This window comes from Butyrivibrio sp. AC2005 (assembly GCF_000424145.1).
Classification (GTDB): Bacteria; Bacillota; Clostridia; order Lachnospirales; family Lachnospiraceae; genus Butyrivibrio.
In genome coordinates this window covers 19,233-33,213 of sequence record NZ_AUJI01000037.1, presented here as the reverse complement: position 1 = coordinate 33,213, position 13,981 = coordinate 19,233, and the positions used below count along the sequence as shown (strand labels likewise).

General features: G+C 41.8%; 13 protein-coding genes. 11 read left to right on the top strand and 2 right to left on the bottom strand.

Annotated features, from left to right (window positions below; genetic code table 11):
• From G602_RS26285 to G602_RS0111325, 8 genes are all read left to right on the top strand, one after another.
• On the top strand, positions 1-1,386 hold the full coding sequence (locus G602_RS26285) for a vWA domain-containing protein (protein ID WP_044931894.1): 1,386 nt from the start codon (positions 1-3) through the stop codon (positions 1,384-1,386).
• Between the two features lie 19 nt (positions 1,387-1,405).
• A complete protein-coding gene (locus tag G602_RS0111355; RefSeq protein ID WP_026659104.1) occupies positions 1,406-2,902 on the top strand; it encodes an ATP-binding protein in 1,497 nt (498 codons plus the stop codon).
• A 51-nt stretch (positions 2,903-2,953) separates the two neighbouring features.
• The gene (locus G602_RS0111350) at positions 2,954-3,199 is read left to right on the top strand and encodes a hypothetical protein (RefSeq protein ID WP_026659103.1); all 246 of its coding nucleotides are present in this window, start codon (positions 2,954-2,956) and stop codon (positions 3,197-3,199) included.
• A gap of 71 nt (positions 3,200-3,270) precedes the next feature.
• Positions 3,271-3,708 (top strand): hypothetical protein, encoded by a 438-nt coding sequence (locus G602_RS0111345; protein ID WP_155829830.1) that lies wholly within the window; start codon positions 3,271-3,273, stop codon positions 3,706-3,708.
• 208 nt (positions 3,709-3,916) lie between these two features.
• Positions 3,917-4,987 carry a hypothetical protein gene (locus G602_RS0111340; RefSeq protein WP_026659100.1) on the top strand — a complete coding sequence of 357 codons (1,071 nt, stop codon included), beginning with the start codon at positions 3,917-3,919 and terminating at the stop codon, positions 4,985-4,987.
• A 27-nt stretch (positions 4,988-5,014) separates the two neighbouring features.
• The gene (locus tag G602_RS0111335) at positions 5,015-5,773 is read left to right on the top strand and encodes a hypothetical protein (RefSeq protein WP_026659099.1); all 759 of its coding nucleotides are present in this window, start codon (positions 5,015-5,017) and stop codon (positions 5,771-5,773) included.
• A gap of 262 nt (positions 5,774-6,035) precedes the next feature.
• Complete coding sequence (locus G602_RS0111330) at positions 6,036-7,352, top strand: GGDEF domain-containing response regulator (RefSeq protein WP_026659098.1); 1,317 nt, start codon at positions 6,036-6,038, stop codon at positions 7,350-7,352.
• Entirely contained in the window at positions 7,352-8,668 is a 1,317-nt protein-coding gene (locus tag G602_RS0111325; RefSeq protein WP_026659097.1) for a putative bifunctional diguanylate cyclase/phosphodiesterase, read from the top strand. Before G602_RS0111330 ends, G602_RS0111325 begins: the two co-directional genes overlap by 1 nt.
• 88 nt (positions 8,669-8,756) lie before the next feature.
• Here G602_RS0111325 and G602_RS0111320 read toward each other — a convergent pair whose 3' ends face one another.
• Positions 8,757-10,787: a S41 family peptidase gene (locus G602_RS0111320; RefSeq protein WP_026659096.1), complete on the bottom strand. Its 2,031-nt coding sequence runs from the start codon at positions 10,785-10,787 to the stop codon at positions 8,757-8,759.
• Between the two features lie 246 nt (positions 10,788-11,033).
• Positions 11,034-11,198, bottom strand: coding sequence for a hypothetical protein (locus G602_RS30405; RefSeq protein ID WP_155829828.1), 165 nt, complete (start codon positions 11,196-11,198; stop codon positions 11,034-11,036).
• 324 nt (positions 11,199-11,522) lie between these two features.
• On the opposite strand from G602_RS30405, the gene acpP reads away from it, so the two are divergent.
• From acpP to G602_RS0111300, 3 genes are all read left to right on the top strand, one after another.
• On the top strand, positions 11,523-11,750 hold the full coding sequence (gene acpP, locus G602_RS0111310; protein WP_026659095.1) for an acyl carrier protein: 228 nt from the start codon (positions 11,523-11,525) through the stop codon (positions 11,748-11,750).
• A 149-nt stretch (positions 11,751-11,899) separates the two neighbouring features.
• Positions 11,900-12,748 (top strand): acetyl-CoA carboxylase, carboxyltransferase subunit beta, encoded by an 849-nt coding sequence (accD, locus tag G602_RS0111305; RefSeq protein ID WP_026659094.1) that lies wholly within the window; start codon positions 11,900-11,902, stop codon positions 12,746-12,748.
• Positions 12,749-12,974: 226 nt separating this feature from the next.
• The gene (locus G602_RS0111300) at positions 12,975-13,979 is read left to right on the top strand and encodes an acetyl-CoA carboxylase carboxyltransferase subunit alpha (protein WP_026659093.1); all 1,005 of its coding nucleotides are present in this window, start codon (positions 12,975-12,977) and stop codon (positions 13,977-13,979) included.
• Positions 13,980-13,981: the final 2 nt, after the last annotated feature.

Here is a 13,981-nt window from a genome sequence, read left to right as displayed (position 1 = left end):
ATGGAAAAAAGTAACCAAGCAGAAAAATTAGGAAATCAAATATGGAACAGTGTAAAGACGGAGCTTCTTTTATCGATGAGGTTTATGGCACCCGCTCTTTCCATGCTGGAAATAAAACGTGACATGTCTACCACATCTGTCGGTACCGATGCGGTCAGTGTGCTTTACAATCCAAATTACGTTTTCAAGACCTATGTTGAGGATCCGAATAAGCTTAACAGAACCTACCTTCATATGCTGATGCACTGCATGTTCAGACATATGTACAGAGCCTCAGAGTATCCTGATGGAGAATTGTGGGATCTTGCCTGCGACATAGCAGTTGAGAGTATTCTTGATTCGATGGATTATCAGTGTATCTACAGAGTGAGTTCTGATTTGCGGGAGCGCTGGTATGGGAAGCTTTCGGAAGAAATAAAGGTGCTTACAGCTGAGAAGGTTTACAGCTTTTTCGAGCGGCATTGTGAGTGGAAGAAATATCAACCCGAAAAAGATGATATAAATCTCATCACAGAGGATATCTGGAACCGCCTGGTGCGTGAGTTTAAATTGGATGATCACGGTTTCTGGGACAGATTGGAGAATCAGGACGAGGAACCACAGAAGGAAGATAAGCCCGACATCGATATGCAGATGCAGATGCGGCTTAGAAGGGCAAATAAAAAGGAGATAGAGGATGCCTGGAAGAACACCGCAAAGCGCATAAAAAGTGATATTGCAAGTCTTGGAGATGAAAAGAGCACAGAGACCGGAAGTCTTAAGTTTTATCTGAAGGCAGATACACAGGATAAGACCTACTATACCGATTTCCTTAATCAGATAGCCGTTGTGCGAGAGGAGATACGCATAGATCCTGATTCCTTTGATTATGGACTATACAATTACGGCATGGAAATATATGGGAATATGCCTCTGATAGAGGAGAATGAGTATAGTGAGACACATAAAGTGGACGAACTGGTTATAGCCATTGACACATCGGCCTCCTGCTCAGAGGAGCTGGTACAGATATTTCTTAATGAAACTGCCGGAATCCTCAGACAGAGCGAGAATTTTTTTAGGGAGATACACGTTCATATAATCGAGTGTGATAATAAAATTCAGAACGACATTATGATAAATCATCCCGAGGATATGGAGCATTATGCTGACAGGTTTGAGATTTCCGGTGGGTATGGCACAGACTTCAGACCGGTATTTTCATATGTTGATGATCTTAGGAGAAAAGGCGAGCTAAAGCACCTGCGAGGGCTCATGTACTTCACGGATGGATTCGGGGATTACCCGGAGAATCCGACGGACTATGACACGGCATTTGTATATCCGGCAGATAAGGAAACCGGCGCAGACAAAATGCCAAACTGGGCAATACAACTTTACATATAAAATTGAGGAAGGCAAACGAATGAACATAAAACAGGCAAAACAGGAAATTATCAACACAATCAAGGCATATCGCGAAAAGGACGAGATGGGGAACTACCTAATTCCCGTACAGAAACAGCGCCCGATTCTTCTCATCGGACCTCCGGGAATCGGTAAAACCGCAATCATGGAGCAGGTGGCAGAGGAGCTGTCGGTCAATCTGGTTTCCTATACCATAACCCATCACACAAGGCAGAGTGCGATAGGTCTTCCTTTCATATCCAAAAAGGAATACGGAGGAAAAGAGACCTCTGTAACCGAGTACACCATGAGTGAGATTATTGCCTCGGTTTACGACAAGATCAATCAGACAGGTGTTAAGGATGGAATACTCTTCCTTGATGAGATCAACTGTGTTTCTGAGACCCTTGTGCCCACGATGTTGCAGTTCCTTCAGTACAAGACCTTTGGCGCGCACAGAGTTCCGGAAGGCTTCATCATTGTAACTGCAGGAAATCCGCCTCAGTACAACAAGGCTGTAAGAGATTTTGACATAGTTACCCTGGACCGTGTTAAGAGAATCGATATTGAAGAGGATCTGGAAGCGTTTAAGGAATATGCGGATGTAAACGGAATTCATGGTTCAATCCTTGCTTATCTCGATATTCATAAGGACAATTTTTACAGGATAAAAAATGACATCCAGGGTAAGCGCTTTGTCACAGCCAGAGGCTGGGAGGACCTTTCACAGCTTATCAGGGCCTATGAGAGGCTTGGAATTGACGTTGATGAAAAGGTGACAAGTCAGTATCTGCAGGAACCTGAGGTTGCCAGAGATTTTGCCATGTACTATGCCCTCTATCACAAGTATGAGGATGTCTATAACATTGACGAGATTCTTAAAGGCAGCGTCCCTGAAGAAAGAGATAAGCTCCGCAAGGCTCCTTTTGATGAGAAGCTCAGCATAATAAACCTTCTGATAGACAGACTTAATCAGGAATTCAAGGCTTATGACGGAGAACTGACCGTACAGAAAAAGTTGCAGAAGGAGATTACAGACATAGTTAAGGGTAATGTCTTTTCAGAGGAGCCATCTATCTATAAGAGGCTTCAGCTTCGCATTAAGAATATGCGCGATGATTATGAAAAGAAGGCCGGTGAACATCTCATGGACAAGTCATCGGAAATTGTCCTTAAGAGAGAAATTCAGGCTCTTGAGAACCTTGGCAGGGAGCTTGCAGGTTCTGAGATGGAGGAAAACAGAGAACTTATCAAATCCTGGTTCGCAAACAGAGAACAGAAGAGAAGAGAATCCGCTGAGAACACAGGGGTACATTTGGCAAATTGTTTCTCCTTCCTTCAGCAGATTTACGGGGAGGAACAGGAGATGGTCCTCTTCCTTACAAGGCTCGATGCAGGTCATTACAGCCTGAACTTCATACAGAACGAAGGCTCTGAGGAGTACTACAAATACAATAAGTTACTGCTACTTCGTGACAGACGCAGAGAGATTGTGGCACAGGTATTGGAAGTGTAATGGTGGTATAATGAAAAAGTAAGGAATGTATCAGTTAGGAGGTGACTTCTAATGACAGGTAATCTAATGAGCTGGAAAGAAATACAAGAAAAATATCCTGATAAGTGGGTAGCGCTTACTGAGACAGAGAAAGAAGGCTCGAGGATATTGGCGGCTATTCCTATAAAGGTGTGCGATGAGAGTGAAATGTATGATGCAGAATTAGAACTTAAGGCTGCGGGAATACAGTTTACATGGAGAAGAACAACAGAATTGGAAGGTGCTAATATTTTATGCGAGTTGGCAACAAAAGACTGAGCTTTGAAATAGATCGAGATGATAAAGCAGTTATATATATTAAAACAGAAAGTGGTGATGATATATCCTGTATGATTGATACAGGAGCGAATGTTCCTGTCTGGTTTATGGGGGAGGAATTTTTACAATTACGTTTTCCCAGTGCATTTAGAACGGAAAAGATGACAATAATTCATGGGTTAGGAAAAGAACCGCTTTTGGATGTGTCTATATGGAATGTGCCTCATTTTGATATAGAAGATGATGAGGGAAATATGATTACTTTTTATAATATGCTTGTTCCTGTAATTAAGGCAAAGAGATATTCATTTAATATGATTTTGCCATTGACTATTTTAAATAGGACAAAGTTTTCTTTTGATTATGGAAAGTCAGCAGTATCAGCATATTTTACTATTGAGACTAATAAGGATAGCTATTATATAAGACCTATCTACTTATCTGGAAATGATAAATACATAAATAAAATACAAGCATTTTATCAGAATGAGATTGACGAAGCATCATGATAAAAATATATAGCATGGTTATGGAAAAAGCTTTTCATGAACATGCTGTTATTTTATACAATGGAATTTAGTATTTAAATGTAAAATTTTCCTAAATAATCTCTTATACCGGGACTATTCCCTTATAATTTTGAAATATTAATCCGATATATTTTCTAGAGATATGATTTTATGTTTCAAAAGTTGGTTAGGGGAAAGGATTTCTGCCATGAAGAAAAGGCTTATTCTAGGGATATTCTTTTGTTTTTTCATGTTATTTAGTATAAAGATGACCGGTGCTTGTGAAGGTGGACCTAATCCATTTGGGGCTACACAAATTCAAGTACCGGGGCAGGATGATGGAGAGGTTGAGAATGGAGCAGATGATTGGTACTATTTTGATGCTCCAACAGTGACTAACGATGAATGGCTGATACTGAGGCTTACAGGGCAGCAAGAGAGAGGAACTATCAACTATGAGATACTGGATGAGCAGCTGAATTCTGTTAAGGGAAGTTATACCTTGAGTGGCAGTCATGTGGGTGAGATAGTCTGCCGAATGGAAAATACCATTGAAGGCACAGTTGATACATTTATCCCACGCCTTTTGTTTGGAAAAAGATATTATATTAGACTAAGCGGAAGCGGCGAATATCTAATCGATATTACTACATATGAGGATGACTATCCGGGATCGTTTAGTAGGGCGACAGCACTTACAACAGGCGTTACTACTACAGGATATTTGGAACGAGATGACGATATAGACAGTTTCAAATTTCAGGTACCTAACGGAAATGCTTATAACATAAAAATATTTGCAACGAAAAAAATGAATGTCAGGATATCGGATGCGGATAATTACACTCTTAATACAAATGCTCTTAGAGTAATGAGAGATAATTCAACCTCTGAATACACTGTGAGTGGATATGGGGATATACGTTACTTTTTCCTATATGGGTCAGGAGGGACAAAGTATACTATAAATGTCACAGTAGCTCCTACGCCAAATAATAATACTTTAGGGAGCTGGACACAGGTACTTGCTCAAAATGGAAATAACTTCATAAACATAACTACAAGAAGAGGTGCTAAAGTCACAATAATCGTAAAAAAGAAAAGTGGTAATGGAAGACTAAGATTAACAATAAATAATAAGAAAAAATATACTAAGAAACAAAAACAAGCAACAAGAACATATTGGTTAAACAGACCATTGCTACCAGGAGACAAGGTAATCATAACCATTAGAAAAAAGAGGTATAAAGATTTTCATGCAAAGATAAAGATACAATAAATCAAGGATGAGAAATGGGGGATTGAGATGAAAAGAATAATGCGCGGTTTACTTGGACTACTTATTGCCATAGTACTGACCTGTAATGCATCAGCCTTGCCTGTTCATGCGACTTTTTCGGATCTGGCAAGAAATGGCGTAAACTTTAATCTCGGAAAAGGGAACTGGGTAGAGGTATATTCAAAAATACCCGGAAAGAAAGGACTTACAAAATTCTATGCTAAAATCACAAAGTATAGAAAGAGTACATTCCCACCGCCAAGAAAGGGAACGTCCTCTACAGCAAATCAACTGGCTGCAACAAACACAGTTGCAGTGACCATTCAGGTGCAGATACCCAAATTGTTGTCCAAGAAGCAAGCGAAAAAGCTGTTGGAAGCCGGGCATGATTATATAGATTATCTGGATGTCCTTGTTGTCGATAAGAAGACAGGGGAAAACCTTGATACATCCGCGACCTCTGAGGATGGAGTTAATAACCATGATGTCTCGGTGACACAGACAGAATGGAAGGGCTTTAAGCCTCAGAAGCTTGCCTGGAGTAACGGCACAGTTTATCAGTATTATGTGTCTTATGTAAAGACTGTAATCATCAAGTATCCCGACACATATAAGAGAGCCTGTGTAGGCATATGCGGAACTCATGTCGGCGATTACGACAAGATGACTGACTGGAATGAAGCTTTTATCAAGGGGTACACCGTGCTTTCGGATACAACACATGTAAAGCTTGGAAAAAAAGGTACTACTAAAAAGCTAGCCCATTTCTTCCAGCTTAAGAAGTAGTGTTTATATTCAGAACCAAGCCCGGAAATTGAAGCATTTCCGAATTGTGGGGTTCGTTATATAGGATTCTAAAAAATGCAGCTATTTGAGTAAACTCGATATCTGCATTTTTTAATAATTCAACCTGGTTAGAAAAATCTAATAACTAAAAAAACGATAAAAAATTTTAAAAATTTTGTATATCTACGCAAAAAAAATTTTCGGCGCGTATAATATAGGCAGGAACATTTGGTCATTTACGAAAACTATGCGTGAGGTTTTCATGAAAAAGATTCTGATTGTAGATGATGAAAGAATAACACTGCGAATGACGCAGCACATACTTGCACCTCACTACGAGACCATCTGTGTTACATCCGGAGCAGAGGCTATTGAGAAGTACAAGCATGAGAGACCGGACATGATACTGACAGATCTTCACATGCCCGGAATGTCAGGCTTTGAGCTTCAAAATACACTGCAGGATCAGTATGCGGAGCACATCCCGGTTATGTTTATGACCGCGGACGAAGATGAGGAGACAGAAGGAAAAGGCTTCGAGCAGGGAGCCGTTGATTTTATTCGAAAACCTTTCCGTGCAGATGTGCTTATTAAGCGTGTTGAAAACATTTTAAAGAATGTGGAGCAGATTAAGGGACTTAAGGCAGCAGCTGAAACAGACCCCATGACAGGGCTCCTAAATAAATCATCCTCGCAGACTGAGATTGGCGCTATGTGCAGAGATACTCGCGGCGTTCTCATGATGATAGACCTTGACAGCTTCAAGCTTGTAAATGATATTTATGGTCATAGCATGGGAGACAAGGTTCTTATCAGATTTGCTGAGATCATAAGAGCAGTAATAAGAGCCAATGATGTAGCGGGCAGAATGGGCGGTGATGAGTTTATCGCCTTCTGTCAGAATGTCATGGATGAGAAAGTTATTGCTGAAAAAACAAGATACATAAATGAAGAATTGTTAAAGTCAGCAAGGGAGTTCATGGGAGAAGATATGAACATTCCCCTTGGGGCGTCAGTCGGTGCAGTTCTTGCACCTGAGGAAGGTACCGATTTTTTAACTTTATATAAAAAAGCCGATAAAGCGTTATATAATGTAAAGCAGAACGGAAAACACGGACACAGCCTGTTTGTGGAATCCGAGAGTTCTTCGGAGGAAACGGTTTCAGTACCCACCGATATCGGCCAGGATATGATGATACTTGGCGAAAGGAGTACGGGAAAAGGCGCTTTCAGCCTAAATGCCGATCAGTTTAAACTGATCTACAGATTCCTTTGCAGAGTCGAGGACAATTATCAGGTTGGTAATCACTACATTGTATTCACAATAAGTCCCGAGGATGCAGAAAAGAACACTATTCCTGCGGAAATAGGGGATAAGTTCTACGACGTGGTGAGGGAGTCACTGCGAGGAAGTGATGTGGTGTCTCAAAACGGTAAGAGTCATGTACGGGTGCTGTTGCTTGAGGCTGAGTCAATCAATAGCGATATGGTAATAAGAAGGATCATTGAAAACTGGAAAGAAGAGGATCCATCGGGGGAGTATATCGTTACTTACGAGATGGAAATGGTTAGAGCGTAATGGCAGATAACATTAGAAAAATTATCCAGGATAGAAAAGTTCATTATCTGACGGGGCTTCCGAATGCCGGTGGATACATAGATGAGGTCCACGGAAGGATTATTATTGGCACAATTAAGGATTATACAGCCTTCTTCTTTAACCTCAAGGGCTTTGGAAACGTAAATCAACGGTACGGAATTGCAACCGCTGACGACATTGTAGTGAGATTTGCCGATAAGGTTAAGGAATTTCTTGATGAAGATGAAGTGCTGGGACACCTTGGCGGAGACAATTTTGTTGCCCTTGTCCGCAAGGAAAGAAAGGAAAAATTCTGCAGACTTCTTAACGGCATAGAAGTTACCTTTAATAAAGACGGCAGAGAAGAAAAGGTTAAAATTCCGTCCACCATCGGGTTGTGGGACATCGAGGAGGATTTTGAAGATCCCGGTGAAGCAATAAGCAGACCATCCATAGCGCTGCAGCATGCAAAGCACATCCTGCATATTCCTGTAGTCAGTGTGACAGAGGAAATGTTAAAAAGAGTTGCCGTGCAGAAGACTGTGCTTGAACAGTATCAGAGCGCACTGCAAAATAAAGAATTCATGGTATACTATCAGCCCAAGGTTGATTCCAGAAACAATATGCTTGTTGGTGCAGAAGGCCTTGTTCGCTGGAAGCATGATGGGCAGATGGTTTCGCCCGGAATTTTCATCCCACCGCTGGAGCAGAACGGTGAGATTGTTATGCTGGATTACTATGTTTTGAAGAGAGCCTGCGAGGATATAAAGCGTTGGCTGGAACAGGGCCTTGAACCTGTCACCATATCAGTCAATTTTTCAAGAAAAGACCTGTTGGATCCCGACCTTGCTGAGAATATTGACCGCATTATTATCAATTCAGGCATAGATAAAAAGTACATAGAGGTTGAGCTCACTGAGACTGTGGACGAGCAGGAGCACGGAGAGCTAGCCAGATTCATTGATAATCTGTATGACCGCGGAATTATGACAGCTATTGATGATTTCGGTGCCGGCTATTCATCTCTGGCGACTCTTAGAGAATTCCAGGTACACACTCTGAAAATTGACCGCTCATTTATAAATACTCCCGAATTTTCATGGAAGGATGAGATAATCCTAAGAGACATCATCCACATGGCTCAGGGACTTAGAATGGAAGTTGTCACAGAGGGTGTCGAGCGTCAGGATCAGATAAACTTCATAAATAAGGTTGGATGTTATGTCATTCAGGGATTCTTCTATGACAGACCCTTGCCGGTAGAGGAGTTTGAAGACAGACTTAAAAACAAGATTTATCCAAAGAAAAAAGAATAGATAGAAGGCTAACCACCTTCTATCTATTCTTTTTATTAGATCACTTAGTGCTATTATTCATGAACTTAATTCTGATCAACGTTAAAAGTTAATCCTCATCTTCTTCAGTTTCATCACCCGATGCACCGATGATACTCAAAATGGCTTCGGATAAAGCGTCTATTTTCGTATCATCGTCATAGGTGATTTCAGTTTTGCCATCCTTGTACTGATGTACCGCATCGGTAATACCTTCGGGATCAAGCCAGGGAACAGCGCTGAAATCTAGGATTGAAGGCATCATATTAAGATCGGGTTCAGTCACGGATTCATTGGAAACAAATTTTCCTTTTTCCATTTTTCCAAGCTTAAGCATTCCTGAAAATGCGCCGCCACAGCCATAGGCGTCCATGAAATTACCGACAACGCAATCGCCGCCACCGGGTTTCGTGCCTATGATAGTGGCAAGTCCATTCTGCTGTGCAAAATAGGGAAGGGCATTACCGCATGAGTAGGAGGACGGGCTCGTCATTATATAGAAATCATACTCTCCGCCAAAGCCATCCTTGTCATCTGCGATGCCATCCAGATTGGTATCTACATGGTAGCATTCTTCTCTGTAGCTCTTTGATAACAAATCCATATCGGTGATTGTTACCTCTCCGTCCTTAGACAGGAATCCTAAAATCGTAATAAGTGCGGAAGCAGCACCTCCGCCATTGGTGGACAGGTTGATGACAACATTTTTTACTTCCTTGTGCTTCTTGATATCTTCGAAGCAGCTATAGAAAAATGCAAAATTGTTATCTGCAATATCGTCCTCGGTCATGGGATCTAAATAGAAGGACGGATCTCTCGCAGGATTATCCTTGAATTGATTAAAATAGATAACTGCGGTATCATCACAATAATCTATGCGCTCGTCGTCGTAATCCTTAGGAGTAACTTTTTCAAAATAGGCCGACCATGCATAAAGCGGGATAATTTCCGGAAGGAGGAACCCTTTTTCTGTTAATGCACCAAGAATGGCATCGTCTAATGCATCTGCAGCATCCAAACCTGTTGTATTTGTAGCATCTTCAAACAGATTCTTTCCTTCATCGGAATTTTTGATGTCGTTAATTATTTCCCCAGCCTGAGCCTTATCCTTAGTATCAACTTCACCAAAAACTGTATTGCCTCCAAGAAAAGCGTCATGGCCTGAATCAAAAAGATAGAAGAATATCAGTGTTTCAGCCAGAGAAACCTTTGAAATATCTGTGGAACAAAGGGATGCCTTGGCATTGATTCGGGTAAAGTAATCATCAAATGTGGTTATATTTTTTTCTTCCTTATGACCAAAGTACAGATCCAGAAGCAGACAGGTTGCATAATAGCTGTAGTCGGCGTAGTCCTGGGAAGGAGCCTCTTTCTCACTGAAAGGCCCGCTGTATATGGCATTAAAATATGGCATTTCTTCCTGAGGTACATCAGGATTATTCAGATGATAATCTGATGAAGCATGAACATTGTAATAATCTTTTCCGTTGTAGCAAAGGAGGTTATTCCATGTAATGGCACCGAAGGTATTCTGCAGAGCTAAAAATGGCATCAGAATATCATCTTCGTACTCTGCAACGGGCATATGATAATCAGCCAATGATATTTTCAGAGGCTCTATTTTTGTCTGAGTGGATTTGTTTTTAAGAGAGGGCATTACTACATTCATCTCATCTGCTTCCAAAATAGCGCCCTCGATTATACTGTCAGAACGGAACTTTGAGGTGTTTTCAAAGGATATCGTATCTGTAGCAGGATCGATTATTGCCTCTGTGCCGTTTTTTGTAACTTTAAGAACCCCGTCCTCGAAGGATGAATGAGCCTGCTTTGAAAAGATGATATCAAGATAATTCGATGCTTTTACAAAGGGTACATCTTCATATCCTTTTACCTCGTAAGTCGGCATGATGTAGTAAGAACCAAGACTGGTTCCTTTGAAAACGCGGCTGTCTTCCCACAACAGAGAAATATCTTTTGAGGATATTTCTTCAGATGAAGCAGGCTTAGCTGCTACAGCATGTGCGGAGGTTTCGCTGCAAACAACAGCAGATGTGATCATAGCAATTGATAAGAAACAGCTGATAATTCTTTTTATTTTCATTAGCAACCACCTTTCTTATAGTGCGGATGAAATGTCAGACATATGTATATTATAAGGTGGGAATGGCTGTAATTGTTAAAGTTTAGCGTTTTTTAATAAAAACGAAAGGAACTATGCCTCGTCAGACATAGTTCCCTATTTAAAATTCCCTCTATATTCCTATACTCTGAAGACTGATCTTATTGTTCATGACTGCGAGTTTGGATTTTCTGTTTCGGGTATTGCTATTCGTTGTTTGTTTTTTTATTACCAGACAAAGGTTACTGCGTTTGCAACATCTTCAGTAATGGTATTGTCTTTTACCAGTTTCTTCAGCCAAAGTTCAATGTCGTCTACCTTATGGTCTGTCTCGATAAAGTGAATGCTCTTTCCGTTTACATCTTTTGCAAGAAACAATTCGTACATATACATATGGTTTACCTCCGCTGTTACTGGATTTATATTTGCTTCATGCAATCGGCCGTTTTGCATCTGTTTTTGTGTGTTCACTATTATTATCGAGTAGCTTTGGTGAAAAGTTTATAGGAAAAATAAATGTTTTAAATTTTCATTTTCAGATAATTCTATTGAAATTAAATATTGGCTGTTTTGCAAGCACCTATGCGAGGAGTTTGGAAACTTAATAATAGATAAACGGGAATAGCATGAATTATAAGTTGACAAATGGAAACGCAGGTTTTAATATTTCAAAGTGATTTAGTTAAAAAATATTTAGTTAAAACGGAGGAAACAAAAATGAACTTTGAAGAGCTTAAGGAACTTGTAGCAGAAATTCTTGCAGTAGATGAGGATAAGATCAAATTAGAGTCCAAGCTTATCGATGATCTTGGTGCTGATTCACTCAGCGTTGTTGAGCTTCACATGGAAATCGAGGAGAGACTTGGAATCAAGATTCCTGATGAAGAGGTTGCAAACCTTACAACAGTTGAGGACGTACTTAAGGCAATCGAGGCACATAAATAATATAGGGGTATCCTTGAGGCGAGATTATCCTCTAAAAAGCCTTCTCCCTTGGGGGCGCTCAACGTCTGGGGACGTTGGCTCAGCGCGGACCGAAGCGGAGCGTAGACAGGTGGCACGAAGTGCCGGATGAGGGGAAAGGAGACTTCAAAATGGGAACATTTCTTGACTCATTATCATTTCCCGCGAGAGTAAGGAAGGATTTGGGTGAGGTTTTTCTGAAAAAGGACAAGGAACCGGTTTTCATACAATGCAAAGCCTGTAACAGGAGAGCCCTGAAGCAGGACTGGCAGAAAAACTATTACGTATGTCCGGTTTGCGGACATTACAGAGCAATCGGAGCATATTACAGACTCTCCCTGATTCTCGATAAGGGGACATTTAAGGAATTAAACGAGGGCATGGAGCCCAAGGATCCGATGTCGTTCCCGGAATACAGGGATAAGCTCAAGGTCCAGACTGAAAAGACAGGGCTTCCCGAAGCAGCAGTAACTGCAACAGGAAAAGTTGGTGGACACAAGGTTGTTGCAATAGTTTTGGACAGTCGCTTTTTCATGGGCAGTATGAGCAGTACTGTCGGTGAAAAGGTCACAAGAGCAGTCGAGTACGCAACCGAGAAAAAGCTTCCGCTTATCATTTTCTCTGCCAGCGGTGGAGCGAGAATGCAGGAAGGAATATACAGCCTGATGCAGATGGCCAAGACCGCTGCGGCAATTGAGGAGTTCAATGCTGCGGGCGGCCTTTACATAAGCTTCCTTACACATCCCACAACGGGTGGTGTTACGGCAAGCTTTGCATCACTTGGAGACATAACACTCGCAGAGCCAGGCGCCCTTATAGGTTTTGCCGGCCCCAGAGTAATCGAGCAGACAATTCATAAAAAGCTGCCCAAGGGCTTCCAGAGAAGCGAGTACCTTGAGGCCCACGGCTTTGTAGACAAAATCGTCCCCAGGAGCGAGATGCGCGACACGCTTATTCAGCTAATTGAGTTGCATACGTAAGCTAATTGAGTTGCATACGTAAGCTAATTGAGTTGCATGTATTAATTAAAGCCTTCCCCTTGGGGGGAAGGTGCCCCGAAGGGGCGGATGAGGGGTCGCGAAGCAATGAATTAGGGGAAGCTAATTGAGTTGCATGCATTAATTAAAGCCTTCCCCTTGGGGGGAAGGTGCCCCGAAGGGGCGGATGAGGGGCCGCGAAGCAATGAATTAGGGGAAGGAGGACCACATGCTGGAAAAAGTTCTTAAATCAGTAGAAAAACTTGATAAAAAGATCACCACCCTTGAAAAAAAGGCAGCAGGCGAGACAGAAGAACTCGTTAACGCCGCCTACGAAAGTGATGAAATCCTTGAGGACATAAAGGAAGAATATGAAGCCTGGGAATATCACGGAACTGAAATTGACAGACTAAAACAGCTCCGAGACTACCTTCTCCAGGACTGCACCAAACTGACACCGGATGAAAAGGTTTTTCTTGCAAGACATCCAAAGAGACCTCACATTGATGATTTTATAGAGGGACTTTTCACGGACTTCTTTGAGCAAAAAGGAGACCATCTCTTTGATGAGGACAGAAGCATCTATGGCGGAATTGCAAGATTCCACGGCATTCCGGTGACAGTTCTCGGACATAGAAAAGGACATACCATGGAGGAAAGCATGGCCTACAATTTCGGAATGCCCTGTCCCGAAGGCTACAGAAAAGCTTTGAGACTGATGAATCAGGCAGAGAAATTCAGAAGGCCCATAATTACCTTCATAGATACGCCTGGTGCCTATCCGGGACTTGAAGCTGAGGAGCATGGACAGGGGGAAGCGATAGCGACAAACCTTGCAAAAATGAGTCAGTTTCATGTGCCTATAATCGCAGTTGTAACAGGCGAAGGTAATTCCGGTGGAGCCCTTGCAATTGGCGTGGCCAACAGGATTTTAATGCTTGAAAATGCAGTATATTCAATCCTTAGTCCGGAGGGCTTTGCAAGCATTCTGTGGAAGGATGCGGACAGACATAAGGAGGCCTGTGAGCTTATGAAGCTGACTGCCGATGACCTTCTTAAAGCAGGAGTGGCTGACGGAGTTGTGAGGGAACCTTTGGGAGGTGCCCAGAGAGACTACAAGGAAGTATTCAAAAACCTTGATGAAGCTCTTTATGCAAACCTCAAGGAACTAATGACACTGTCACCTTCAGGCTGCAAGAGCGAGAGGCAGATGAAGTACAGGAAGATCGGATGATC

Coding starts and splice junctions, on each gene's coding strand:
- G602_RS0111330 (WP_026659098.1), top strand. CDS start 6,036: ATGAAAAAGATTCTGATTGTAGATGATGAAAGAATAACACTGCGAATG.
- G602_RS30405 (WP_155829828.1), bottom strand. CDS start 11,198: ATGTATATGTACGAATTGTTTCTTGCAAAAGATGTAAACGGAAAGAGC.
- accD (WP_026659094.1), top strand. CDS start 11,900: ATGGGAACATTTCTTGACTCATTATCATTTCCCGCGAGAGTAAGGAAG.
- acpP (WP_026659095.1), top strand. CDS start 11,523: ATGAACTTTGAAGAGCTTAAGGAACTTGTAGCAGAAATTCTTGCAGTA.
- G602_RS0111345 (WP_155829830.1), top strand. CDS start 3,271: ATGATTGATACAGGAGCGAATGTTCCTGTCTGGTTTATGGGGGAGGAA.
- G602_RS0111300 (WP_026659093.1), top strand. CDS start 12,975: ATGCTGGAAAAAGTTCTTAAATCAGTAGAAAAACTTGATAAAAAGATC.
- G602_RS0111350 (WP_026659103.1), top strand. CDS start 2,954: ATGACAGGTAATCTAATGAGCTGGAAAGAAATACAAGAAAAATATCCT.
- G602_RS0111325 (WP_026659097.1), top strand. CDS start 7,352: ATGGCAGATAACATTAGAAAAATTATCCAGGATAGAAAAGTTCATTAT.
- G602_RS0111335 (WP_026659099.1), top strand. CDS start 5,015: ATGAAAAGAATAATGCGCGGTTTACTTGGACTACTTATTGCCATAGTA.
- G602_RS0111355 (WP_026659104.1), top strand. CDS start 1,406: ATGAACATAAAACAGGCAAAACAGGAAATTATCAACACAATCAAGGCA.
- G602_RS26285 (WP_044931894.1), top strand. CDS start 1: ATGGAAAAAAGTAACCAAGCAGAAAAATTAGGAAATCAAATATGGAAC.
- G602_RS0111320 (WP_026659096.1), bottom strand. CDS start 10,787: ATGAAAATAAAAAGAATTATCAGCTGTTTCTTATCAATTGCTATGATC.
- G602_RS0111340 (WP_026659100.1), top strand. CDS start 3,917: ATGAAGAAAAGGCTTATTCTAGGGATATTCTTTTGTTTTTTCATGTTA.